26 protein-coding genes and 1 tRNA gene are annotated in these 23789 nt (G+C 68.8%); 16 read left to right on the forward strand and 11 right to left on the reverse strand.

Features of this window, described 5'->3' with window-relative positions:
- Nucleotides 1–6 precede the first annotated feature (6 nt).
- The 5 genes from M3190_RS12905 to M3190_RS12925 all read right to left on the reverse strand — a co-directional run bounded on the left by M3190_RS12905 (nucleotide 7) and on the right by M3190_RS12925 (nucleotide 2880).
- Complete coding sequence (locus tag M3190_RS12905) at nucleotides 7–1263, reverse strand: RNA polymerase sigma factor (protein ID WP_251582336.1); 1257 nt, start codon at nucleotides 1261–1263, stop codon at nucleotides 7–9.
- Nucleotides 1260–1646: a YciI family protein gene (locus tag M3190_RS12910; protein WP_251582338.1), complete on the reverse strand. Its 387-nt coding sequence runs from the start codon at nucleotides 1644–1646 to the stop codon at nucleotides 1260–1262. Before M3190_RS12910 ends, M3190_RS12905 begins: the two co-directional genes overlap by 4 nt.
- 150 nt (nucleotides 1647–1796) lie before the next feature.
- Complete coding sequence (locus M3190_RS12915) at nucleotides 1797–2078, reverse strand: winged helix-turn-helix transcriptional regulator (RefSeq protein ID WP_251582340.1); 282 nt, start codon at nucleotides 2076–2078, stop codon at nucleotides 1797–1799.
- A complete protein-coding gene (locus tag M3190_RS12920; protein WP_251582342.1) occupies nucleotides 2075–2479 on the reverse strand; it encodes a VOC family protein in 405 nt (134 codons plus the stop codon). Before M3190_RS12920 ends, M3190_RS12915 begins: the two co-directional genes overlap by 4 nt.
- 50 nt (nucleotides 2480–2529) lie before the next feature.
- Nucleotides 2530–2880, reverse strand: coding sequence for a VOC family protein (locus M3190_RS12925; RefSeq protein WP_251582344.1), 351 nt, complete (start codon nucleotides 2878–2880; stop codon nucleotides 2530–2532).
- Nucleotides 2881–3056: 176 nt separating this feature from the next.
- Here M3190_RS12925 and M3190_RS12930 point away from each other — a divergent pair, with 176 nt between their 5' ends.
- The 11 genes from M3190_RS12930 (at nucleotide 3057) to M3190_RS12980 (ending at nucleotide 15540) form a co-directional block, all read left to right on the forward strand.
- Nucleotides 3057–3662 carry a GtrA family protein gene (locus tag M3190_RS12930; protein WP_251582346.1) on the forward strand — a complete coding sequence of 202 codons (606 nt, stop codon included), beginning with the start codon at nucleotides 3057–3059 and terminating at the stop codon, nucleotides 3660–3662.
- Nucleotides 3659–5158 (forward strand): glycosyltransferase, encoded by a 1500-nt coding sequence (locus tag M3190_RS12935; protein WP_251582348.1) that lies wholly within the window; start codon nucleotides 3659–3661, stop codon nucleotides 5156–5158. Before M3190_RS12930 ends, M3190_RS12935 begins: the two co-directional genes overlap by 4 nt.
- Nucleotides 5155–7179: an ArnT family glycosyltransferase gene (locus M3190_RS12940; RefSeq protein WP_251582350.1), complete on the forward strand. Its 2025-nt coding sequence runs from the start codon at nucleotides 5155–5157 to the stop codon at nucleotides 7177–7179. Before M3190_RS12935 ends, M3190_RS12940 begins: the two co-directional genes overlap by 4 nt.
- Nucleotides 7180–7388: 209 nt before the next feature.
- The gene (locus tag M3190_RS12945) at nucleotides 7389–8126 is read left to right on the forward strand and encodes a DUF4397 domain-containing protein (RefSeq protein WP_251582352.1); all 738 of its coding nucleotides are present in this window, start codon (nucleotides 7389–7391) and stop codon (nucleotides 8124–8126) included.
- Complete coding sequence (locus tag M3190_RS12950; RefSeq protein WP_251582354.1) at nucleotides 8123–9724, forward strand: class F sortase; 1602 nt, start codon at nucleotides 8123–8125, stop codon at nucleotides 9722–9724. The genes M3190_RS12945 and M3190_RS12950 overlap by 4 nt, the downstream gene beginning before the upstream one ends.
- Nucleotides 9725–9768: 44 nt before the next feature.
- Nucleotides 9769–10551 carry a polyprenol monophosphomannose synthase gene (locus M3190_RS12955; RefSeq protein WP_251582356.1) on the forward strand — a complete coding sequence of 261 codons (783 nt, stop codon included), beginning with the start codon at nucleotides 9769–9771 and terminating at the stop codon, nucleotides 10549–10551.
- 307 nt (nucleotides 10552–10858) lie between these two features.
- The gene (locus tag M3190_RS12960) at nucleotides 10859–11929 is read left to right on the forward strand and encodes an acyl-CoA dehydrogenase (RefSeq protein WP_251582358.1); all 1071 of its coding nucleotides are present in this window, start codon (nucleotides 10859–10861) and stop codon (nucleotides 11927–11929) included.
- Nucleotides 11923–13275: a PIG-L family deacetylase gene (locus tag M3190_RS12965; protein WP_251582360.1), complete on the forward strand. Its 1353-nt coding sequence runs from the start codon at nucleotides 11923–11925 to the stop codon at nucleotides 13273–13275. Before M3190_RS12960 ends, M3190_RS12965 begins: the two co-directional genes overlap by 7 nt.
- Nucleotides 13272–13988, forward strand: coding sequence for a glycosyltransferase family 2 protein (locus tag M3190_RS12970; protein ID WP_251582362.1), 717 nt, complete (start codon nucleotides 13272–13274; stop codon nucleotides 13986–13988). Before M3190_RS12965 ends, M3190_RS12970 begins: the two co-directional genes overlap by 4 nt.
- Nucleotides 13989–14094: 106 nt before the next feature.
- On the forward strand, nucleotides 14095–15045 hold the full coding sequence (locus M3190_RS12975) for a manganese catalase family protein (protein ID WP_251582365.1): 951 nt from the start codon (nucleotides 14095–14097) through the stop codon (nucleotides 15043–15045).
- Between the two features lie 96 nt (nucleotides 15046–15141).
- Nucleotides 15142–15540, forward strand: coding sequence for a nuclear transport factor 2 family protein (locus tag M3190_RS12980; RefSeq protein ID WP_251582374.1), 399 nt, complete (start codon nucleotides 15142–15144; stop codon nucleotides 15538–15540).
- 36 nt (nucleotides 15541–15576) lie between these two features.
- Here the strand turns inward: M3190_RS12980 and M3190_RS12985 are convergent, their stop codons facing one another.
- A complete protein-coding gene (locus M3190_RS12985; RefSeq protein WP_251582376.1) occupies nucleotides 15577–16161 on the reverse strand; it encodes a 1-acyl-sn-glycerol-3-phosphate acyltransferase in 585 nt (194 codons plus the stop codon).
- Nucleotides 16162–16363: 202 nt separating this feature from the next.
- Between M3190_RS12985 and M3190_RS12990 the strand changes: the two genes are divergently transcribed.
- On the forward strand, nucleotides 16364–16891 hold the full coding sequence (locus tag M3190_RS12990) for a hypothetical protein (protein ID WP_251582378.1): 528 nt from the start codon (nucleotides 16364–16366) through the stop codon (nucleotides 16889–16891).
- Between the two features lie 9 nt (nucleotides 16892–16900).
- On the opposite strand, the gene M3190_RS12995 is transcribed toward M3190_RS12990, so the two are convergent.
- The 3 genes from M3190_RS12995 to M3190_RS13005 all read right to left on the reverse strand — a co-directional run bounded on the left by M3190_RS12995 (nucleotide 16901) and on the right by M3190_RS13005 (nucleotide 17985).
- Nucleotides 16901–16973 (reverse strand) — tRNA-Lys (locus M3190_RS12995).
- 39 nt (nucleotides 16974–17012) lie between these two features.
- On the reverse strand, nucleotides 17013–17189 hold the full coding sequence (locus M3190_RS13000; protein WP_251582380.1) for a hypothetical protein: 177 nt from the start codon (nucleotides 17187–17189) through the stop codon (nucleotides 17013–17015).
- A gap of 115 nt (nucleotides 17190–17304) precedes the next feature.
- Complete coding sequence (locus tag M3190_RS13005; protein WP_251582382.1) at nucleotides 17305–17985, reverse strand: fasciclin domain-containing protein; 681 nt, start codon at nucleotides 17983–17985, stop codon at nucleotides 17305–17307.
- A 216-nt stretch (nucleotides 17986–18201) separates the two neighbouring features.
- Here M3190_RS13005 and sigK point away from each other — a divergent pair, with 216 nt between their 5' ends.
- The 4 genes from sigK (at nucleotide 18202) to M3190_RS13025 (ending at nucleotide 21515) form a co-directional block, all read left to right on the forward strand.
- Nucleotides 18202–18789: an ECF RNA polymerase sigma factor SigK gene (gene sigK, locus M3190_RS13010; RefSeq protein ID WP_251582730.1), complete on the forward strand. Its 588-nt coding sequence runs from the start codon at nucleotides 18202–18204 to the stop codon at nucleotides 18787–18789.
- On the forward strand, nucleotides 18786–19637 hold the full coding sequence (locus tag M3190_RS13015; protein WP_251582384.1) for an anti-sigma factor: 852 nt from the start codon (nucleotides 18786–18788) through the stop codon (nucleotides 19635–19637). The genes sigK and M3190_RS13015 overlap by 4 nt, the downstream gene beginning before the upstream one ends.
- Nucleotides 19638–19681: 44 nt before the next feature.
- The gene (locus tag M3190_RS13020; protein WP_251582386.1) at nucleotides 19682–20320 is read left to right on the forward strand and encodes a DNA-directed RNA polymerase subunit beta; all 639 of its coding nucleotides are present in this window, start codon (nucleotides 19682–19684) and stop codon (nucleotides 20318–20320) included.
- A 310-nt stretch (nucleotides 20321–20630) separates the two neighbouring features.
- A complete protein-coding gene (locus M3190_RS13025; protein ID WP_251582387.1) occupies nucleotides 20631–21515 on the forward strand; it encodes an aminodeoxychorismate lyase in 885 nt (294 codons plus the stop codon).
- Between the two features lie 289 nt (nucleotides 21516–21804).
- Here the strand turns inward: M3190_RS13025 and M3190_RS13030 are convergent, their stop codons facing one another.
- Complete coding sequence (locus M3190_RS13030; RefSeq protein WP_251582389.1) at nucleotides 21805–22569, reverse strand: endonuclease domain-containing protein; 765 nt, start codon at nucleotides 22567–22569, stop codon at nucleotides 21805–21807.
- A 428-nt stretch (nucleotides 22570–22997) separates the two neighbouring features.
- Nucleotides 22998–23777, reverse strand: a complete 780-nt coding sequence (pstB, locus tag M3190_RS13035) for a phosphate ABC transporter ATP-binding protein PstB (protein WP_251582391.1) — start codon at nucleotides 23775–23777, stop codon at nucleotides 22998–23000.
- Nucleotides 23778–23789 lie beyond the last annotated feature (12 nt).

Consider the following 23789-nt stretch of genomic DNA (forward strand, 5'->3'; position numbering starts at 1 on the left):
GCCCCCTCACGCCGATCCCGCGGCCGCGAGGTCGTCGCGGCGGCGCGCGAGGTAGGTGCGTTCGGCTGCGTTGCCGGCGAGGGCGATCGCGCGGTCGTAGGCCGCGCGTGCGTCGTCGAGGCGTCCGGTGCGGCGCAGCAGGTCTGCGCGCGCGGCGTGGAAGGCGTGATAACCCGACAGCGCACCGGCGAGCGGGGCGATCTCTTCGAGGCCGGTCGCGGCGCCGTGGAGCTCCGCGATGGCGACGGCTCGGTTCAGTCTGACGATCGGCGAAGCGTCGACCGTGAGCATCCTGTCGTACAGGGCGACGATCTGGCGCCAGTCGGTCTCTTCGGCGGAGGCGGCATCGGCGTGCACGGCGTTGATCGCGGCCAGCAGCTGGTAGCGGCCCGGCCTGGCGGAGCCTTCGGCGACGGCGGCGATTCGCTCGTACACGAGCGTGTGTCCTTCGGCGATGAGCTCGCGATCCCACAGGCTGCGGTCCTGCTCGGGAAGGGTCACCAGTTCGCCGTCCGGGGACACGCGTGCCGCGCGGCGCGCGTCGATGAGCAGGGTGAGTGCGAGCAGCCCCGCGACCTCGCCTTCGTCGGGCAGGAGCTCGCGCAGCAGGCGCGCCAGCCGGATCGCCTCCGCTGTCAGTTCGACCCTCACCGCGTCTCCACTCGAGGTGGACAGGTAGCCCTCGTTGAAGATGAGGGAGATCACCGTGAGGACGCCCGCAAGTCGCTCCCTGACGTCGGCTGCGGAAGGCATCCGGAAGGGAACGCGCGCGGTGGCGAGGGTGTGTTTCGCGCGGGTGATGCGGCGCGCCATCGTGGTCGTCGGCACGAAGAACGCGTGGGCGATTTCGGCGACGGTGAGTCCGCCCACCATCCGCAGAGTGAGAGCGACTCGCGACGGCATCTTCAGTGCGGGGTGGCAGCAGACGAACAGCAGCCGGAGCCTGTCGTCGTCGACGTCGCCGATCGGTGCACGAGGTTCGTCGTCGACGAGCAGCTGCGCCTCGTCGTGCTTGCGGCCGCGCTGAGAGTCCCGGCGCACGCGATCGATCGCTTTGCGGGTGGCCGTGGTGGTGAGCCAGGCCCCCGGGTTCGGCGGCGCCCCCTCACGGGGCCAGTGCTCGACAGCGGCGACGAATGCGTCGGCCGCGGCGTCTTCGGCGAGCTCGAGGTCGCCGAAGCGGCGAGCGAGACCCGCCACCACCCGCGCCCACTCCTCGCGGTGGGCGCGGGTGATGTGGTCTGCAGTGGCGGGAGTGGTCACCCGGCTTCGGGGGTCTGCCGGTCGATGACGTCCTCGACGCCACCCGGGAAGCGGTGGACTTCTTGCGGCCAGTCGAGGCTGAGGGCCAGGCGGCCCGCCCAGTGGCGCGCGTCCTCGTCGGTCGGCACGTTGATCACGGTGAACCCGCCGAGGTGCTCCTTGGTTTCGACGAAGGGCCCGTCGGTGAACACCGGCTGGCCGTCGGTCAGCTGCACGCTGAAGAGCGCCGTCGAGGCATCGATGCCGCCGTCGGCGAAGACGAACACGCCTGCCTGCTTCATCTCCTCGAGCACCGCCATCGACGCCTGGCTCTTGGTCTGCAGCTGCTCGGCGGTCTGCGGGGGCACCCACTCGTCGTTGAACGCGATCAGGTAGTTCGGCACTGTCGTCTCCCTCTTATCGAGATAGCGGCCGCGGCTCAGCGCGGCGGTCGCAGCGATCCGTTCGGGTCGCCCACACAGTCCACGAACGGCGACCCGCGAATACGACACTAGGACGCGAAGAGATTTCGAGAGCGGGAGAGACCGAGCCGATCACGTCGCTTCTTTGCCCCAGCGGCTCAGCGCAGCGATCGCGTCTGTCAGGTCCAGCCCGCGCTCGGTCAGGGCGTAAGCGCGGGTGTTGTGCTTCAACGGAAGTCGGCGGAGCACGCCTGCTGCTTCGAGTTCCTTCAGGCGGGTCGCGAGGATGTTCGTGGGTACGCCCAGCTCACGCTGGAGGTCGCCGTACCGCTGCGGACCCTCGAGCAGCCGCTCCACGATGAGGAGAGCCCACCGCGCGCCGACGACGTCGAGAGCTGCGGTGAGGTCGCTCACGAGGTCTGGTCGGCGTCCGGCTTCATCCAGAACGGGGAGTAGTGATAGCCGTCGGGGTCGTCGAACTGACGCTGGTACATGAAGGGGTAGTCGTCGGTGTCGCCGACGCGGCCGCCCGCGGCTCGCGCCCTTTCGATCATCGCGTCGACGGCTTCGCGGCTGTCGAGGTCGAACGAGACGGTGACCTTCGACGGGGTGTCGGGGCCACCGATGAGGTCTTCGACGCCGCCCACGCTCGCGTACATCTCGCGGCTGCCCAGCATGACGTACTGGTCGGGGGCGATCGCGAAGCACGACACGTTGTGGTCGGACATCTCGGCGTTGAGGGTCCAGCCGATGGCTGTGTAGAAGGCCGTGGCACGTTCGACATCGACCACGGGGCACGTGATGAAGAGGCTCATGTCGCCATACTTGCAAAATGCAAGTACGCGGTCAAGAGGTCTGAAGCCGGCTACTGCAGCTCGGTTACGAAGCCCACCGTGTTGCCGTCGGGATCCGTGAGGCTGAAAAACTCGACGACGCCTTCGAACCGCTGGATGTCCGAGACCTCGAAGCCGAGACCCCGCAGTCTCGTGTGCTCACCCGTCGCATCGGGGACGCTGAAGTTCACCGAGATCCCGTGGGTGCCGGCGAGCTCGGGGTTGAGGGCCAGCTGCAGCCATACGGAGCCGAGGCTGAACTCCACCAGGCCGTCCAGCGGCCGCAGGTCGACGTCCCCGAGCTCCAGGGCTGATCGGTACCAGTCGATCGCCGCATCCAGGTCGCGGACGGGTATGCCGACGGTGGTTGCTCTGATCTCCATGTGGTCAACGTACCCGCGACCTCTGACCATCGACCGGCCATGGTGGGGAGCCGAACCGCGCCGGTTGTCGGGTGAGTTCCCGTCGACGAGCGAAGGCAGGTGAACCGGAGGTTTCGCCGCCCTGGGAGGCTCCTGACTCTTCCAAACCGCGCAGTGAGCAGCTCCGGATCACCACCGTGCGGAAGAACATCGAAACTGATCACGACATCATCATCGGGAGCCCCGCCGCCGCGGCCCCTGCACCTGCATCGCTCGCCGCAGACGCCACCACGTCCTCGCCAACTCCCACTCCCGTCGGGCGTTCCTGGCGCTCACGTCTCCTGGGCCAGCTGACGGGGTTCGGCCTCGTCGGAGGTCTCGCGTTCATCGTCGACCTGGCGGTCTACAACCTCGTGCGGGCGACCGTCCTCGACGATTCACCCATCTGGTCGAAGGTGGTGAGCGTCTCGGTCGCCACCGCGGTGGCGTGGCTAGGCAATCGCTATCTCACATTCCGGCGAGAGCGTTCGCCGCATCCGCTGCGTGAAGCCGCGCTGTTCGCTGTCGTGAACGTAGTGGGTCTCCTGATCGCGGCGGGGTGCCTGTTCGTGTCGCACTACGTCTTCGGTTTCACCTCGCAGCTGGCCGACAACATCTCGGGCAACGGCGTCGGGCTCGTGCTCGGCACGGCCTTCCGATTCGCCGCGTACCGGTGGTTCGTCTTCGCTCCCCGCACGCGCACACTGCGTCTTCCCCGCACGGCCCACCTGCCCTCAACCGCACCGACCGGAGGCCTCTCGTGATCACCACGCCCACAGGATTCGCCCCGCTGCGTCTTCGCGCGCAGGCCACCCCGGAACCGCTGTTGACTCCGGTCGCACCCGCGCCCGGACAGCAGGCGCCCGAGGTGACCGAATCTCCGATGCCGGTGCAGCAGACGGCTCCATCCGGGGTCGTGCTGCCGGACTGGTCCGTGGGCGAGTGGTTCGGCTACAGCGGCATCATCGCCCTCGCGCTCGTCCTCACGGCGATCGCCGTGACGACGCTCTGGTGGATGCTGCATGCCTGGCGATCCGCCGACGACCTGCGTGCGACGCAGTTCAGCGCCTCGCCTCGCCCTTCCCGGCATCGGTTCACGCTCCTCGTCCCGGGTCGCCACGAGGAGGAGGTGATGGGGCAGACCCTGGATCGCCTCGCGCAGCAGGACCACCCCGACTTCGAGATCATCGCGATCGTCGGTCATGACGACCCCGGAACAGAACTCGTGGTTCGAGAGGCTGCCGCCCGGCATCCCGACCTCATCACCGTGGTCGTCGACGACAGCGTGCCGAAGAACAAGCCGAAGGCGCTCAACCGCGCGCTGCAGTTCGCCACCGGCGACATCGTCGGCGTGTTCGACGCCGAGGATGAGGTGCACCCCGGACTGCTCACCGTGGTCGACTCCAAGTTCCAGGAGACCGGCGCGGACGTCGTGCAGGGCGGCGTACAGCTGATGAATTTCGAGACGACCTGGTGGTCCTTGCGAAACGTGCTGGAGTACTACTTCTGGTTCCGCTCGAGGCTGCACTTCCACGCCCGCTCGAAGTTCATCCCCCTCGGCGGCAACACCGTCTTCGTCACGCGTGATCGTCTCGAGTGGTCGCGCGGGTGGGACGACCAGTGTCTCGCCGAGGACTGCGAACTGGGCGTGCGGCTCTCGAGCGACGGCGCGAAGGTGGCCGTCGCCTACAACCCCGAGTACGTCACGCGCGAGGAGACGCCACCGACCCTCACCTCGCTGTACAAGCAGCGCACGCGCTGGAACCAAGGCTTCCTCCAGGTGCTCGGAAAGGGCGAGTGGAAGAAGCTCCCTACCCTGCGCCAGCGGATGTATGCCCGGTACCTGCTGAACATGCCCTTCATCCAGGCTGCCACCGGCCTGTTGATCCCGATCTCGATCGTGTTCATCCTCCTCGTCAAGGTCCCCACCGTCGTCGCCCTCGTCACCTTCCTCCCGCTCATTCCGACCGTCGTGACGCTCGTCGTCGAGGCGGCCGGGCTCGCCGAGTTCGGGCGGGTGTACGGCCGGAAGGTGCGCGTGCGCGACTATGCCCGGCTCGTACTCGGCCTGGTGCCCTACCAGGCGTTCCTGGCGGCGGCTGCTGTCCGGTCCGTCGTCCGGCAGCTGCGTGGCGACGGGAGCTGGGAGAAGACCGAGCACACCGGTGCCCACCGTGACTCGCCTGCAGCCGATGGCGCGGCGAGGGACCGTGGCTCGGATGAACTGATCGCCGTCGCCGCATCGGAGGAGAGCAAGTGACCTCGACACTCGACCGCACGAGCCTCGACGCAGCGTCGGCGGCGCCGACGCTGCCCGGTGCAGCCGAACGGAGTCCGCGCGCCGGCATCCGTGCGGCATCCGTCTGGCGCGAACGCCTCATCGACCTCGCCTGGCTCGTGCCCGCACTCGTCGTGGGCATCGTCGTCAACGTCGTGAACCTCGGCGGCTCGCCCCAGCGGATCGACGACGAGGGGACCTACACGGCACAGGCGTGGGCCATCGGCAACCTCGGTGAATTGACGCACTACACGTATTGGTACGACCACCCCCCGCTCGGGTGGATCCAGATCGCCGGTTACGTCGGGCTCACCGGGGGGTGGGACCGGTACGAGGTTGCCGTCATCGCGGCTCGAGAGGCGATGATCGTCGCCACGGCGATCGCGGCGATCCTGCTCTGGGTCATCGTGCGGCGCATCGGGTTCGCCCGGCCGACCGCGTCGGTTGCAGCCGCCGTCTTCCTGTTGTCGCCGCTCGCGGTGCAGTTCCACCGGCAGGTGTACCTCGACAACATCGCGACGGCCTGGCTGCTGGCGGCGATCTTCCTCGCCATGAGCCGTCACAAGCAGCTGCTCGGATACATCGGCGCGGCCGCGGCCTTCGGTGTCGCTGTGCTGACGAAGGAGACATACCTCCTCGCCCTCCCGCTGCTCGTGTGGTTCATGTGGCGCGGTGCGGATAAGACGACCAGGCGCTACACGCTGTCGGTGTCAGCCGCAGTGCTGGCGCTGTTCGGCCTCACCTACGTGGCGTTCGCCCTGGTCAAGGGCGAGGTCATGCCCGGTGCCGGACGCGTCAGCCTCTTCGAGGGCCTCACTTTCCAGCTGGCCTCCCGCGAGGGGAGCGGCTCGCTCTTCGATCCCGACAGCCTCATGTCGCGCACCGTCGGCATGTGGTGGCAGCTGGACTCGATCCTCATCGTCGCGGCCCTTGCTGCCGCGATCGCTGCGCTGTTCGTAGCGCGACTGCGGGCATGGGCGATCACGCTGCTCGCGCTCACCGCGTTCATGTTCCGCGGCGGGTACCTGCCGGTGCCTTATGTCATCATCATGCTGCCGCTCGCCGCGATCGTTGTCGCCGGCGTCGGACAGGTGGCTGTCGAGTTGCTGCGAGGCCGCGGCTCCCGGCATCCGATCGTTGTGCGGGCCGCCGGTGGAGTCCTGGCGGCGGGCACCGTCGCCGCACTCGTCGCGGCAGGTCCGCTCTGGGCCACGCAGTTGCGTGGCTTCCTCCTGGCGGATCTCGACCGGCCGCTGCGCGACGCCGAGCAGTGGATGGCGGACAACGCCGCCTCGGATGCTCGGATGCTCGTCGACGACGCGATGTGGGTCGACCTCGTCGAGAGGGGATTCGTCCGCGAGAACGTCGTCTGGTACTACAAAGCGGACACAGACTCCGATGTGCAGGCGCTGGCCCCCGAAGGCTGGCGTGACTACGACTACGTGGTCACCACTGACTCGATGCGGACCTTCCCGACGGAGTTCCCGACCGTCCGCCAGGCGATCGACAACAGTGTCGTCGTGGCCACCTTCGGTGAGGGCGCCCAGATGGTCGAGGTCCGCTACGTCGACAGCGAGCAGTCCGGCCTGGAGCAAGCCAGCGACGACGGTCTCTACGCAGCGCGATCCCTCGCGGGACAGCAGCTGTCGAGTAATCCCGACGTCGGCATCCCGGCGGAGGCGCGCGACCTGATGACCTCCGGCGTGGTCGACGGCCGGATCCTGCTGACCCTCGCCCAGTCGTCCTCGCTCGGGCAGATCGACGTCGCCGAGATCACTCAGCTGAACGGTGACCCTTCGGGTGTGCACAGGCAGTTGGTCATCAGCTCCTTCGCCGGCGAGGACGCGCGCGGTGACGCCGCGGGGGCGGATGCGGCGTTGCGCTTCTATCGCTCGCTCACCGGCGCCCTTGCGCCGCTGTCAGCAGAACGCAGCGATGCCGGCGTCGTCATCACCTTCTCGCCTGTCGAGCCGCTCGACCTCCTGCCGCGACCGGCGGCGTGATCCCGACGCCGGCGGAACATCCGTCGGCGCATCCCGAAGGAAGGAACACCATGATCCGTAACACCTCTCCCTCCCCGGCGCCTCATGTCTCTCGGCGGGGCGCCAGAGGGCTTGCCCTCGCAGTCGCAGCCGTTGTCCCGTTCGCCATCGGTGTCGCGGTCGCCCCCGCCGCATCCGCCTCCACCGCCGAACCCGGCGGCTGGGCTCGGGTGGCACACCTCTCTCCCGACACGAAGGCCGTCGATGTTCAGCTGACCGCGCTCGCCGGCGGCGACGTCGTGTACGAGCTCGACGACGTCGCCTACGGCGCAGTGAGCGACTACATCCCGCTCGCCGAAGGCACGTACGTCGTCTCGATGGTGCCTTCGGATGCCGCCGACGACGCCGAGCCCGTGGTCCAGCAGTCCGTCGACGTGGCAGCCGGGGACCCCCTCACCGTCGCCGCGTACGGCCGAAACGCCGAGCTCGACACCGTGGTCTTCGAAGACGACCTCTCGGCACCCGCGAAGGGCGAAGCCCGGGTGCGCGTCATCCAGGCTTCGACCGTCGAACCGCTCGTGAGTGTCGACACGGCGGCAGGCCGACCCATCGCGAGTGACGTGCCGACAGGGTCCGCGACCGATTACGCGGCGGTGACCGCCGGCGAGTGGGACCTCGAACTCGCGGGCGCCGATGACGTCTCGTCCGCCGGCGTCGATCTCCCCGCGGGTTCGGTCTCGACGATCTTCGTGCTCGACACCGCGTCCGGTGCGCTGACGGCGAAGGCCGTCACCGACTCGGCGACCCTCGCCGACATGCCGGTCGGCGGCATCGAGACCGGTGGAGGCGGCACGGCCGGTGACGGGGAGGCACCGGTCGGCCTCTTCGCTGCCGGCGCGCTGCTCGTAGGCGCGGCCGGCGTGACGATGTTCGCGCGTCGTCGTCGCACAGCCGGGACAGCCGGATGACACGGGCCGCCCGTGCGCTCGCGGTGACGTCGGCCGCGGCTGTTCTCGCGCTGGCGGTCACGGCGTGCTCGGGTCCTGAGGCGGACGCGCCGGCATCCCCCACGGAGGATGCCGCGACGACCGCCGACGCCTTCCTCGAGACGTACGTCGACGGTGGACGCGTCGCGCGTACCGATCAGGGTGGCGACACCGTCAGCGAAGGTCAGGCCTACGGCCTGCTGCTGGCGGTGGTCGCCGGCGACGAGCCGGTCTTCGATGAGATCTGGGACTGGACCACCACCAACCTCCAGCGGGAGGACGGTCTGCTCGCCTGGCGGTGGGACGACGGGGCCGTGGTCGATGACCAGCCCGCATCGGATGCCGACCTCGACGCCGCACGCGCGCTCGTCCTCGCGGGCGACGCGTTCGACCGCGACGATCTCCGCGCAGAGGGTGTGGACCTCGGCACGGCGCTCCTCGACGAGATGACGGCATCCACCGCACTAGGCAGGATCCTGCTGCCCGGGCCGTGGGCTACGGCGTCGCCCCATGCCTATAACCCCTCGTACGCGTCGCCGGCAGCCTTCGCCGTGCTGTCCGAGGCATCGGGCGACCCTCGGTGGGACGAGCTCGCCGAGGGCAGTCGAGCAGCGACCGAAGCGCTGCTCGATGCGAACGCGCTACCGACGAACTGGGCCACCGTCGCGACCGACGGTACGGTCGCGATCGCGGGCGCCGCAAACGGCGAGGGGGAGCCGGAGTACGGGTATGACGCCGCGCGCGCGTCGATCCGCTACGCCGAGTCGTGCGATCCGGAAGATGCGGCCATCGCTGCGCGCATCGCGTCGGCGCTGCCCGACGATGAGGTTCTTCCCGCCGAGCTGGACTCGGGTGCCGGGGCTGTGACCAGCGACCAGCATCCCGTGGCGTATGCCGCGCGAGCCGCGGCATACGCGGCGGACGGGCGCGGCGGCGACGCGGAAGCCGATCTCGGCCGGATGACGGCGACCGCAGCGGAGGCGCCCACCTATTACGGCGACGCGTGGACGGCGCTCGCGGAGGCGATGCTGACGAACGACGCCCTCGCCGGCTGCCCGCCGCTCGCGGCATCCGAAGCGGATGCGGCGACCTCGAGTGCCGGAGCCCTGCAGGATCCGGTGGCCGAGGAGGCGGTGTCGGCCGCCGTCCCGGAACACGTCTCGATTCCCGCCATCGGTGTGGAGTCTGACCTCATCGGCCTCGGCCGCGGGGCGGATGGGTGGATCGAGGCGCCCGCCGACTACAACGATGTCGGCTGGTACGAGGACGGTGTGGTGCCGGGAGACATCGGTCCAGCCGTGATCGCCGCGCATGTCGACTCACCGTGGGCAGCCGCCGTCTTCCATGACCTTGGAAAGCTGCAGCCGGGCGACACCGTGTCGGTCTCGCGCAGCGACGGCACAACGGCGGAGTTCGTCGTCACCGGCATCCAGAACGTCAAGAAGCACGACTTCCCCACCGCATCCATCTACGCACCGGTTCCGACTCCCGAGCTCCGGCTCGTGACCTGCGGGGGACCGATCAGCTCCGAGACGGGCCTGTACGAGGACAACGTCGTGGTCACCGCGGTCGCGGCCTGAGCCGCCGACAGCCGGCGATCCGTCAGACAACGAAAGGCATCGACATGAACAGCGCGCTCACCATCATCCCCACCTACAACGAGTCCGAGAACATCGAAAGCATCGTCGAGCGCGTCCTCGCCGTGGGCCGATCCGACGTTCTGATCGTCGACGACGCGTCGCCGGACGGCACGGGCGACATCGCCGATCGCCTTGCTGCCGCGAATGGCCGTGTGCACGTCCTGCATCGCACGGCGAAAGACGGCCTCGGGCGTGCCTATCTCGCAGGCTTCGCATGGGGTCGTCGGCGGGGTTACGACGTGCTGATCGAGATGGATGCTGATGGCTCGCACCAGCCGGAGTCTCTGCCGATCATGCTCGACGAGCTGGCCACGGCTGACATCGTGCTCGGCTCCCGGTGGGTGCCGGGCGGCCGCGTCGTGAACTGGCCGCTGCATCGCAAGATGCTCAGCATCGGCGGCAACGTCTATGCCCGGCTTGCGCTCGGGATCGACGTGCGCGACGCTACGGGCGGATATCGCGCCTACCGCGCGAGCGCACTCGATCGCATCGGGTTGGACGGTGTCGCATCGCAGGGCTACTGCTTCCAGCTCGACCTGCTGTGGCGCGGGCTGGAACGCGAGCTGCGCGTCGTCGAGGTCCCCATCACCTTCGTGGAGCGGGAGCTCGGCGTGAGCAAGATGAGCGGCAACATCGTTCGCGAGTCGCTCGTCATGGTGACGATGTGGGGGATACGCCGTCGTCTGAGCGCAGTCCGTGAATTGGTGCTGCATCACCGTCGTCTACCGTCCGTGCGTGCGAACACCCGGCGGCTCGCCCCGTCGTGACCGGTCTCGATCGGGTGTGAACGCGGGAATCTGTCGATTCGGGTTGAGCCGACGGTCGCGCCCCGCCGTGATCGTGCCGCGGCCTCGAAGTACACGGTCGAGTACTCGCCGTGTCGTCGTCGAGGCGACGCGTTACGCCCGAGAGTCGAATGCGATCAGGTATTTCAGCCCTTCCGTCTGCACTTATCGAGATAGCGGCCGCGGCTCAGCGCGGCGATCGCGAACAGTTTCGGGGAGCCCGTACCCGAGTCAACGGCGGAACCGCAAGGCTTCGCCTGACAGCTCGCGGCACGCGCACACTCCATGTGTGAACCTCCCGCACGATGCCTCCTCCCCGGCCCGCCTGAGTGACGGACCGTTCGGCAGTGCGACGGCCGCGGCGCTCGACGAGGCCGACCTCATCGACGGGTTCGGGGTCGACGTTGCAGCAACACTTGCATGGGCGGTCGGCGCGGGAGCAGCGCGGAGCGACGGGCGTTCGCTCGCCGACGACTGGTCGTTCCTCGCCGCGGTTGCGAGCCGGGATGTCGGGGCCGCGCGCATCCTCGAGCCCCATCTCGACGCGCTCGACATCCTCGACCAAGCCCGTCGCGACGGCTACGAGATCGATCTCGCGTCGATCCAGGCGGACGTCGAATCCTCGTGGGGAGTGTTCGCCGCCGAAGGCGCCGGGACTCGGCTGGAGGCTGGCGCCAACGGCTCCGGTTGGCGTCTCGCGGGAACGAAGCCGTGGTGTTCGCTCGCCCGGCATCTGAGCCACGCACTCGTCACGGCTTGGGTCGGCGACGAGCGTCGCCTTTTCGCCGTGGCTCTGCAGCGCCCCGAAGTGTCACCACACACGGGACCGTGGCACGCACGGGGACTGCCTCAGGTTGTGAGTGCACCGGTGGACTTCGCCGCGGCTCCGGCCGTGCCCGTTGGTGAACCGGGCTGGTACCTGCGTCGCCCCGGCTTCGCGGCAGGCGGCATCGGAGTGGCGGCGTGCTGGTGGGGTGGTGCTCTGCCGATCCGCGACGCTCTGATTCACGCGGCACGGCGCGAGGGTGCAGATCAGCTGTCGCGCGTGCACCTGGCTCGAGTGGATGCCGCGCTCTGGACAGCGAGGCTCGCCCTGCGATCGGCGGCGCACCAGACGGAAGGGCTGCCGGTGGCATCCCACCCCGGCACCTCCGCCGCACGCGTCCGGACGATCGTCGCCGGCGCGGTCGAGACGACGCTCGCCGAGTCCGCTCGAGCTCTCGGACCGCTACCCCTCGTGGCGGACGAGACTCACGCTCGCCGCGTGGCCGACCTCGAGATCTACCTGCGACAGCACCACGGCGAACGCGACCTGGCGCGCATCGGCGCCGACATCACGGAAGGGCTGGGTGCATGGTGAGCTTCAGCCACCGAGATCCGGGAACGGACGAAGCGGTGTGGCGGAAAGCGTTCCTCGACCGGGAGCTGCCGTCGTTGGACGAGACGTTCGAGCGCCTCGTCGTCGTCGCGGCCCACCCCGACGACGAAACCCTCGGCGTCGGGGGACTCATGGCCCGCACCGCAAGTCGTGGCGCGAGCGTCACCGTTCTCATCGCGACCGACGGCGAGGGCTCTCATCCGGATTCGCCGTCCCACACCCCCGTCGATCTGGCCGCGGTGCGACGGCGCGAGGTCGCCGCAGCGCTCGATCAACTGAGCCCGTCGATCGACGTGCAGTTCCTCGCCCTCCCGGACGGCGGCACGGACGACCATCGCGACGCGATCGCGGAGGCGCTCCGCGCGCTGCTGCAGGGGCAGGGAGCGCATCTCGTCGTGGTGCCCTGGTCAGGCGACAGTCACCGCGATCATCGCGTCGCTGCGGAAGTGACGGCCGAGGTGTGCGCGGACCTCGGGGTCCCGTGGCGGGAGTATCCGATCTGGCTCTGGCACTGGGGGTCGACGGAGGACGTACCCTGGGGCGACCTCGAGGTGGTTCAGCTCGATGAGCCGACGGTGAAGCTCAAACGCACCGCGATGCATCACCATCGCAGCCAGATCGCCCCGCTGTCGTCCGCGCCGGGGGATGAGGTGATGCTCCACGAGGGGATGCAGGCGCACTTCGACCGGCCGCTCGAGGTCCTGATCCGCCCTGCTGGTCGCAGTCTGGCGGAGAGCTTCTTCGACGATTTCTATCGTCGCAACGGGGACGACCCGTGGGGTTTCGAGTCGCGCTGGTACGAGCAGCGCAAGCGCGCGATCACTCTGGCCAGCGTGCCTCGCGAACGGTACGCCTCGGCCCTCGAACTGGGCTGCTCGACCGGCGTTGTGACGGAGCTCCTCGCCGATCGGTGCGACGCCGTGCTGGCAGTCGATATCGCGGACGCGCCGCTCGCGATCGCACGCCGTCGCCTCGGCGATCGCGAGGACGTTCGCCTCGAGCGTCTCGCGCTGCCGGGGGAGTGGCCCGTCGGCACCTTCGACCTCGTCGTGTTGTCGGAGGTCGGCTACTACTGGAGCGCTGCGGACCTGACCCGCGTCGTCGACCTGATTCGGAATGCGATGGATGCCGGTGGCCACCTGGTCGCGTGCCACTGGCGGCATCCGGTCGCGGAGTATCCGCAGTCCGGAGACGATGTGCACGCGGCACTTCGCGCGGCCGAGGGTCTCGTCCGACTCGTGCTGCACGAGGAGGAGGACTTCGTGCTCGAGGTCTATGGACTCGCGGGCGCCCGCTCGGTCGCCGCCGAGACGGGGATCATCGCGTGACAGCGGGCGGTACCCCAGCGGTGGCGATCGTCGTCCCGGTGCACAATGAAGCCGAACTCCTCGACGAGTGCCTCGCCGCGCTCACCGCTGCCATCGAGCACACCCGACGGACGCATCGGGGAGTGCAGATCTCGACGGTTGTCGTCCTCGACGCGTGCACGGATGCCTCGGGCCGGATCGCGCGGTCGTGGCCGGTGCGAACTCTCGACATCGACGCGCGGAACGTGGGGACGGCTCGACGCCTCGGCGTGGCCGCGGCCGTCGCTGAACTGGGTTCCCCGCCCGCCGACGTGTGGATCAGCACCACGGACGGAGACTCGGTCGTTCCTGTCACCTGGCTCAGCCACCAACTTGACCTCCGCGCTGCGGGTGCCGATGTCGTGCTCGGCACCGTTCGGCCGGACTTCGCCGACCTCACACTCGAGCACGCGGAGCACTGGCTGCACACGCATCCGCGCGGCCGTCCGGCCGGCAACGTTCACGGCGCCAATCTCGGCCTGCGTGCCGGCGTGTACCTCGCGGCGGGAGGGTTCGCCGACCTCGAGCAGCACGAGGACGTCGCGCTCGTCCGTGCTGCGCGAGCCCAGGGTGCCCGTGCGGTCGCGACGGACGAGAACGAGGTGGTCACATCCGGCCGATTCTGGGGGCGGACGCCCGGAGGGTATGCCGCATTCGTCCGCGCGACTCACGAACGAATCGCCGGGGCCGGCTGAATCGTCTCCGGGGTCGGAAGGTAGTCGGTGGCGTCCGCATCGGCAAGGGGCGCGGTGGGACGGGGAGACCAGCGGATCGTCGGGATCCCCAACCCCCGGAGGAACCATGTACTTCCACGTTCAAGAGTTCATCAACGAGATCGCACAGGACGAGCCGGATCCCGCGGCCGCCAACGCACTGCAGGAGGGTCTCGGCGGACAGTTCGGTGAGATGCGCACGATGATGCAGTACTTGTTCCAGAGCATCAATTTCCGCGGTCCGTCGGGCAAGCCCTACAAGGACCTCATCCAGGGCATCGGCACCGAGGAGATCAGTCACGTCGAGCTCATCGGCACGACCATCTCTCGTCTGTTGGATGGTTCGCCGAGGTACAAGGGAAAGCCGTCAGACCCTGTCGACGACCCCGGCGCGGGTGGTGCGACGCCGCTCAGCATCGCCGTTGATCACAGCAACATCCACCACTATCTGGTCGGTGCGCAGGGTGCGCTCCCGGTGGATTCCGCCGGCAATCCCTGGATGGGCAGCTACGTCTACAACTCCGGCAACCTCGTGCTCGATCTGCTGTACAACCTGATGCTGGAGTCGACGGGTCGACTGCAGAAGTGCCGGCTGTACGAGATGACGGACAACAAGATGGCGCGAAGCACGATCTCGTACCTCATCGTGCGTGACCAGGCGCACGAGAACGCGTACGCGAAGGCCCTCGAGACCCTTGGAGTGAATTGGCGTACGTCGCTTCCGATCCCGAAGACGAACGCCGAGCAGTTCCCCGAGGTGAAGCGTCTCGTCGACCTGGGGCTGCAGAGCAAGCAGTATTCGTTCGATCTGGGCAATCAGTCCGAAGCCGGTCGCATCTTCCAGGGTGCGTCGCCGTCAAACGATGGCACGCAGCTTGACGCGAGCGAGCAGGCCCCGGTCGGCTCGCCGATGACCGTGTCGCCGGAGCGACCCGAGGAATTCTCTCCCGGAGCGGATGCCGAGCTGCGAGCGCTCATCGAGGCGACAGCCGCGATGGAGATGGCCGATATCGACGCCACGTTCGGACGCATGAAGTAACCGGAGGATGCGGCGACCCCGACCCTGTTCTGCGGGGTCGGGGTTCAGTGGGTGGAGCACCTTGCGCTCGCCGCACCCGTCAGCGAGCCTGAGTCCATGTGGGATCGCGAGACAGCGGCGGCAGCCGCCAACGAGTGGATCGGCCGATACGTCCGCGCGTGGGAGACCAACGACCCGGACGACATCCGGTCGCTGTTCACGGCGGACGCGGAGTATCGCGATGGCCCGTCGACGAACCCCTGGATCGGTCACGATGCGATCCTCGCGGGTTGGCTCGGGCAGAAGGACGACCCCGGCACATGGTCGTTCGAGCATGAGCTCACTGCGGTCGACGGGGACATCGCGATCATTCGCGGTCGAACCAGCTACCCGAGTTCGACGACGAAGAGTCGGCAGTACGACAACCTCATGGTCATTCGTTTGGCGGATGACGGTCGGGCGAGCTCGTTCACCGATTGGTTCGTGACACCGGACACCACGGGGGCAGAGGGGTAAGGACGTGCCGGGGCCGAACGCCGTTCCGCGGTGGGTTCAGCCGCGACGAGGCAGCGGATCGCCTTCGTCGCGCAAGCGAGGCTCGACGCGTCGCGCGGGACGCAGCCCCGACTTGTCGGAGTAGAACGCACGGATGGCATCCATGTCCGCGCCGACGTCGCCGGTGAGGGTGAGAGTCGGTCCCAGTCCGGTCGTCATGGTGGCGCGATCCACGTACCCGAGCGTGACGGGAAGGCCGGCCTCGCGGGCGATGCGGTAGAAGCCCGACTTCCAGTGTCCGGCGCCGCCGCGCGTGCCTTCGGGCGTCACGACGAGGCCGAAGACGTCGCCCTCGCGGATGCGACGGACGAGAGTGTCGACCACGCCGGCGGGGTTCGCTCTGTCGACAGGGATGCCGCCGATCGAGCGCATCAGCGGGCCGCGCCAGCCGCGGAAGAGGCTTTCCTTGCCCAACCAGCGGAACCGCATCCTCAGGCGCCAGGCGATCGCCAGCATGAGCACGAAGTCCCAGTTGGAGGTGTGCGGCGCCCCCAGGACGACGGTGGGGCGAGGCGGCGCGGGCTCGGTCGCGAGCGTCCATCGGCTGAACGTCCAGTAGGCCCGGGCGAGGAGGCGGAGCATTCCGCAACCGTAACGCTCGCGTGTGCTCCCCGGACCCGAGGGGCGCCGGGTCAGCTCTCAGGTTCCAGAGGTATCCTGATACCGATAGGCGGACTTCTCATTCGTCTCGCCCCGGCTGTGTGGTAACAGTCGGGGCTTTCTTGTTGTGCGGGCGGGCCGCTGCACCCTTGGCCGACTCTGCTTCGCAGGTAACGTGGCCCGCATGAGCCGACGTCGGGTGTGGACTGCCGCTGTGATGCTCGCCGCGCCGATGTTGCTCTCGGGGTGTGTCTCCACGACCGGTCTGGACGACGACCCGACGACGACTCCGCCGGCGGTGACGCCTTCTCCCGTCTCGTCTGCTCCCAGCCCGCCCGTGACGGTCGATGGAGATTATGCCGTGCCCGCCGTCGCTGACGACGAGCTGTCGCGGATCACATTCGTCGCCGAGGGCGCCAACGGCATTTCCGAGGGCGAGGCGACCGTCTCGGGTGTGGTGGAGGCCGGGGAGCGGTACGTGATCGACTTCGATTGCAGTCCGTCGAGGGCGCAAGTGACGCTCGAATGGGCCCCGGCCCCCGCCTCAGGCGAGGAGCCGGCCAACCCCGTGGGGCCGACGTCCGTCACCCAGGATTGTGGCGCGCCCGGGCGGATCACGGGAATCGCTTACGACGCGGACACGCCCGTGCAACTCAAGATGTTCGCGGACGAATTGAATGCGGGCTGGGCAGTCCTCCGCCCCGGCGGATGACTTCAGAGGTGGGCCCCGTGGGGCTCGAACCCACGACCCGCGGATTAAAAGTCCGATGCTCTACCGACTGAGCTAGAGGCCCTCAGCGTCCCAGCCTAATGGGGGAGCGGCGCGGCATCCTTCACTCGGTGCTCTTCGCACTGCCGAAGATGATGCCGAGCATGATCCCGAACGACAGGCCGAAGCCGACGCCGAGCCCGATGTTGTCGAGGAAGAGCAACCCGACGATCACGCCCCCGAGCATCCCGAACGCGATCCAGAGGCCGAACGACATCCCGTTCATGTTCTTGTTCGCCATACCTCGACGCTAGGAAAGGCGCCGACCCGCGGCATCCCCCGTGCGAGGGAAAAAGAAGGCGGCGCCGTCGAAGCCCGCAGAGCTTCGACGACGCCGCCGGTCAAGAAGACCGTGATCACATCGGGGGCATCAGCACCGTGTCGATGAGGTAAACGGTCGCGTTGGCGGTCTGAACGCCACCGCAGATCACCATGGCCTCGTCGTTGACCATGAGCTCGTCGCCCGAGCCGGTGACCTCGAGGTCGGCGCCCTGAACGGTCGCGTGCGTGCCGACGATCTCGTCGGGCGCGATCTGGCCGGGGACCACGTGGTAGGTGAGGATCGACGTGAGCGTCTCGGAGTCCGTCTTGAGACCCTCGATGGTCTCGGTGGGGATCTTGGCGAAGGCGTCGTCGACCGGGGCGAAGACGGTGAACTCGTCACCGTTCAGGGTGTCGACGAGGTTGACGTCGGGGTTCAGCTGACCGCTCACGGCAGCGACGAGCGTCTTGAGCAGCGGGTTGTTCGATGCCGCGGTGGCCACCGGGTCCTGCGCCATGCCGGCGACCGATCCGGCGCCGTCCGGAACGGCCTCGGCGTAGTCCGCGCAGCCCGGGCCGACCAGGTTGGCGGCGGGGTCCATCGTGTCCTCGGTCATCTCGGGCGAGGGCGACTCCATCGGAGCCTGCGACGACTCGGTGCCCTCGCTGCTGGTGCCACCCTCGGGAGCGGAGCTCGACGAGCAGCCGGCGAGAGCGAACGCACCGACCAGCGTCAGAGAGAGTGCTGCGGTCATCTTCTTCTTCGTGCTGAACATGTTGTCCTCCATGTGTTGGGACCGCCCTCTGCGGCGGCGATGTCTGGTCTTCGGAACCACTAGGCAAATGGATTGCACATTTCCCGAGATTCTTTTTCGCGGGTTCCGATGAAGCGGATGCCGACGATCACGAAACGCTCTCGATTCCGCTGTTCGCCGGGGTTTCGCGCCCCGCCATCCGGGTTCCCGTACGCGGGAATGGCATGCTGGGGAGTAATGGTTATCGACGGTGTGGACGTCCCCGAGGACGGGCAGTCGGCGGATCACGCCGGCGATCTGCTCGTCCGCATCGCTGACGGCGACCAAGCGGCTTTCGCCGAGCTCTACGACATGCTGTCGTCGCGTGTGTTCGGCCTCATCCGACGCGTCCTCGTCGACCCGTCCCAGAGTGAGGAAGTGCTGCAGGAGGTCTTCCTCGAGGTGTGGCAATCCGCTTCCGCCTTCGCTCCGAACAAGGGGCAAGGAAGAAGCTGGATCCTGACGATGGCACATCGTCGGGCCGTCGACCGGGTGCGCTCAGCTCAATCGAGTGTCGACCGGGATATGCGTGTCGGAGCCCGAGACGCCTACACACAAGAAGAAGGCATCGCCGAGCAGGTCGAGATGAAGATCGAAGGACGTCGTGTCGTGCGCGCACTTCGGTCTCTGCCCGACCCGCAACGTGAGGCCCTGACCCTCGCGTACTTCGGGGGATACAGCCAAAGTGAGATTGCGACGCTCCTCGGAGCACCGCTGGGAACGATCAAGACACGCATGCGCGACGGACTGAACCGCCTACGACAGGAGATGGGGGTGACACTGTGAACGAGAAGGAGTTCGCTGAGCTTTCGGCAGGGCACGCGCTCGCTGCGCTGTCCCCGGAGGACGAGCGCGCGTACCACGAAGCGCTGGCCGCCCACCCTGAATGGCAGGACCAGGTCGACCTCGACGCGCAGGTCGCCGGTTTCCTCGCCGAAGGCGCGGGCGAAGAAGCCCCGCCGGTGGAGATCCGTGCGCGACTGCTCGCGCAGATCAGTGGGATGCCGCAGCTCGGGGCGCCTGCTGTGGCCGCTGAGCCTGCGGGCGACGATGTTGCTGTCGCTGAGCCAGCTGTTGCGTCCGAGACCGCTGTCGCCTCCGAGCCTGCCGCCGGGGAGGAACCTCGCGAGCACGTGGTCGCGGGACCGTCGACTGAGGCGATCCAGACCGTGGAGCGCCGAACCTGGACCCGTGGACTGTTCGCCCTCGTGGCTTCGGCCGCCCTGCTGGTCGGCGTCGGCTGGGGTGTCGGCTCGCTCGTCGAGCGCGCCCGCACGCCGATCGAGGTTCAGGCGCTCGAGCAGATCGAGTCCGCACCCGACGCGCAGACGGTCACCGGTCAGTTCGCCGACGGCGGCGAGGCCGTCCTGCACTGGTCGGACGAGCTCGACAAGGTCGTTCTCACCACCGACGACGCCCCCGAGATCCCTGCGGACCGCTCGTTCGAGCTGTGGTTCGTTCGCGGCGACCAGCCGATCTCGGCGGGGGTGTTCGACCCGTCCGACGAGGTCACCGCGCTGCTGTCGGGCGAGTTCGAGCCGGGTGACGTGATCGCTGTGACGGTCGAGCAGAAGGGCGGATCGCCTGACGGTTCGCCCACCACCGACCCGATCATCACGATCCCCACCGCCTGACTCGTTGCGCTGCTCGGCGCTGCGGTGCGGGGTAGCCTGGAGCGATGTCTGACGCGTCCCGCGACTTCCACAAGCCGGTCCGCCGTTCCCCCGACTCGTTCGATCGAAACTTCGCCGCGGACGATCCCGCCGAGGCCAGCCGCGTGGCGCACGCCACGGCATCCGCTTTGCTGTCCCGGGTGCGCGAACAGCCGCACGACGAGGTCATCGACCGGCTCGTGACGTTCACCGACGCGCACGGCATCGCGACCATCGCGGAGCTGTGGGCGCAGTCGCCGGCCAGGTCGCTGCCCGGCGCGCTGTGGCGGCTGTACCTGCTGCAGCTGATGATCCACGACGATCCCGCGACGTCCGCGCTGCTGTACGAGCGCGGCCGCACGCGCCTGTCGTCGGCCGATGTCGTCATCGCAGGCGCGCCGACGCCGGCCAGTCCCGACGAGCTCGTGTCGCTCATCGACCTGATCCTGCGAGGGGTCTTCGCGGGCGACTTCGCGCTCGCGCTCGAGCGCGCGGCGGCCTTCTCGCGCGTCGTCTCGGCGGGCGCGACCGATCTGGCCGACGACTACGACGAGAGCGAGCCGGGACGGGCGTCGCAGTTCACCACGCGGGCCCTGCGCCTCGACACGTACGCCGGAGATCTCACGGCGGCGGCGGCACTGTGGCGCCGCGATGGCCTGACCTGAGCCCGGGTACGAAAGTGCCGGGCCGCAGAACGCCTCTCGGCGCGTGGCCGCTCGCAGCGGCTGAAGATGGAGCCCGGGGTTACTGCGGCCCGGCTAAGACAGTGTAACGGAGGGGCTCCCGGGGTATTCCTCCCGGTCGGCGATTTCGCTGCGGCCGGGCGTGTCGGGGCGCGTGCCGTGTGCGCGTGCGCGGATGCGATGGATGCGCGGCGACAGGCGGCATCCGCGGGTCTCCTGGCGGCATGTCGCGCGGGATCTGTTGCATCCGCGAACGACGCCCGTGACGGGTGCCGCCGCGTAGGCTCAACGCATGGCCTGGCGCTTCGCTCTCATGATCGACCCCGCGGCATCCGACGATGCGCGCACCGACTTCGCCGACACCTTCACCGAGGTGGATCCGTCGGCCCCCGCGCTGACCGTGGGCGAGCTGAGCACGCAGCGCGGCGACGGGATCTTCGAGTCGATCGGCGTCGTTGAAGGGCACGCGCAGGAAGTCGAGCCTCACCTCGAGCGTCTCGCGCACTCGGCGGAGATCTGCGAGCTGCCGGCGCCGAATCTGGCGCAGTGGCGCGAGGCGATCCGGCGCGCGCAGGCCGCGTCGGGGGAGGGTGAGGCGGTCATCAAGCTGATCCTGAGCCGGGGCGTCGAGCACGGCCCGACCCCGACCGCGTGGGTGACGGTGGCGCCGGCGGCGGACTTCACGACGCCGCGCACCGAGGGCATCGCGGTGGCGGTGCTCGACCGCGGGTACAGCATCGATCTGCCGGGGCGGGCGCCGTGGCTGCTGCTCGGGGCGAAGACGCTGTCGTACGCGGTGAACATGGCCGCGATCCGCGAGGCGAAGCGCCGTGGAGCGGACGACGCCGTCTTCGTGAGCTCCGACGGTTTCGTGCTCGAGGCGCCGACCGCGTCGCTGATCATCCGGCGGGGTGACACGTTCGTGACGCCGGCGCCGAACGGCGGCATTCTGCACGGGACGACCCAGCTGAGCCTGTTCGAGCACCTCGCGGCACAGGGATTCGAGACCGCCTACGAGACGCTGCCCGTGTCGGCCCTGTACGACGCGGATGCCGCCTGGCTCGTCTCGAGCGTGCGCCTGGCGGCCCCCATCACCGCCGTCGACGACCGCCCCCTCGCTGTCGACGCCGAGCTCACCGCATCCTTCAACCAGTACCTGCTCAGCCCGCGCGACTGACGTCGCGAGCGGCCGCGCCGCTGTGCGCGGATGCAAGAGATCGCGCCCGACGCGCCGCGCTTCGCGCCGCGGATGCCGCGTGTCGCCTCGCATCCATTGCATCCGCGCACGCGCCTGCCGCCTGACCGCGTCACCCCCCCCCGAGCCCGTCAGCCGATGCACCAGATCGCGCGCGACACGCTGCCGATCCGGCCGCGGATGCCGCGTGTTGCCTCGCATCCATTGCATCCGCGTACGCGGATCAGGACGCGCGCGCGAGCGCCGCCAGGATCGCGCGCTCGACGAGGTCTCAGTCGTGCAGCACCATCGCGTAGTCGAACCGCAGGGTCGTGTAGCCCCACATCGCCGCGTTCGCGTCGCGGACGAGGTCCTTGTGCCGCAGCGACTCGCTGTCGTGGTTCTCCCGCCCGTCGACCTCGACGATGATCCGATCGCCGATCAGCGCATCCACGACACCGACACCCGCGATGCGCACCTGGGTCCGCACCGTCAGGTCGAGGCCGCGCAGCCGCCACCGCAGGAGCGACTCGAGTCCGCTGTCGGCGTCATCACGACTGAGCGACATCGCCTCGCGGGCGGCTGAGTTGAGATTCTGCGCGAGCCATCGCATGTCGTCGCCGTCCAGCATCCGCTGCCGTCGCGCCGACTCGAAGGCGACGAAGAACGTCTCGACGCCGCGACACAGCAGGATCTGTCGCAGCACACGAGGGAGCGACGGCTCGCGGCGCGACTCGCCCACCCCGGGAGCGTCCCAGTGCTCGGTGCACGCACAGTCCGCGTCGTAGGAGCGCCCGCCCGGCCGCATCCACACATGCGGAGACGCCTCGTCTCCCAGCACCCACAGCCCGCGGTGCCGCGCCGCCGTCACACACGCCATCGCCCCGCCGTGATGCGCGATCGCCACCGCCTCGGCGCACGCCGCCGGAGGCACGAACACCCCGACTCGCAACCGCCGCAGCTCACCCGTCCGCAACGCGCGCTGCACCCGCCGCAGCGACCAGCCACCGTCGAGCAGCTGCCGCAGTCGGAGGATCGGATGCCGGAGCTCGCACATCCCCCGATCGTCGCCGCGCCGGTCGTCCCCGCATCCGGCAGGCCGGCAGATGGGGACAGCCCCCGAAGCCCGCCCTTCGGGGAGGAACCCGCGCGCGGATGCAACAGATCCGCCACGACACCCCGCCTCAGACCGAATGGATGCCGCGTGTCGCCCGACATCCATTGCATCCGCGTACGCACCCTGCCCGCAATAGCCGGCGCCCTCCTGCGGCGCCCCCGCGCGCGTATGCAACAGATCCGCCGCGACACCCCGCCTCAGACCGAATGGAAGCGGCGTGTCGCCCGGCATCCATTGCATCCGCGCACGCACCCCACCCGCGAAGGCGAACAGCCCGCCCCACCCACACAAAGAACGCGCCGGCACGGAACCCGAATCCGTGCCGGCGCGTGTGCGGCGTCGCTGGCCCCCCGGCCGCGACGCGCGTGTCATCCGAAGCGGCCCGAGACGTAGTCCTCGGTGGCCTGGACGGACGGCTTGGTGAAGATGGTGCCGGTCTCGTCGTACTCGATGAGCTTGCCGGGCTTGCCGGTGCCGGCGATGTTGAAGAACGCCGTCTTGTCCGAGACGCGCGACGCCTGCTGCATGTTGTGCGTAACGATGACGATCGTGTACTCGCTCTTGAGCTCCTGGATGAGCTCCTCGATCGCGAAGGTCGAGATCGGGTCGAGGGCCGAGCAGGGCTCGTCCATCAGCAGTACGTCGGGGGAGACGGCGATCGCGCGCGCGATGCACAGGCGCTGCTGCTGACCGCCCGACAGGCCCGAGCCGGGTTTCTCGAGCCGGTCCTTGACCTCGTTCCAGAGGTTCGCGCCGCGCAGCGACTTCTCGACGAGGGCGTCGGCGTCGGACTTCGAGATGCGCGAGTTGTTGAGCTTCACACCGGCCAGCACGTTGTCGCGGATCGACATCGTCGGGAACGGGTTCGGGCGCTGGAAGACCATGCCGATCTGCCGGCGCACGAGCACCGGGTCGACGCCCTGCCCGTAGAGGTCCTCGCCGTCGAGCAGGACCTCACCCTCGACGCGCGCGCCGGGGATGACCTCGTGCATGCGATTCAGCGTGCGCAGGAACGTGGACTTGCCGCATCCGGACGGGCCGATGAAGGCCGTCACGCTGCGGGGCTCGATGTCGAGGGACACGCCCTCCACGGCGAGGAAGTCGCTGTAGTAGACGTTCAGGTCGTTGACTTCGATGCTCTTGGACACTTCGGGTGCTTT

This window comes from Microbacterium oleivorans (assembly GCF_023715745.1).
Classification (GTDB): domain Bacteria; phylum Actinomycetota; class Actinomycetes; order Actinomycetales; family Microbacteriaceae; genus Microbacterium; species Microbacterium oleivorans_D.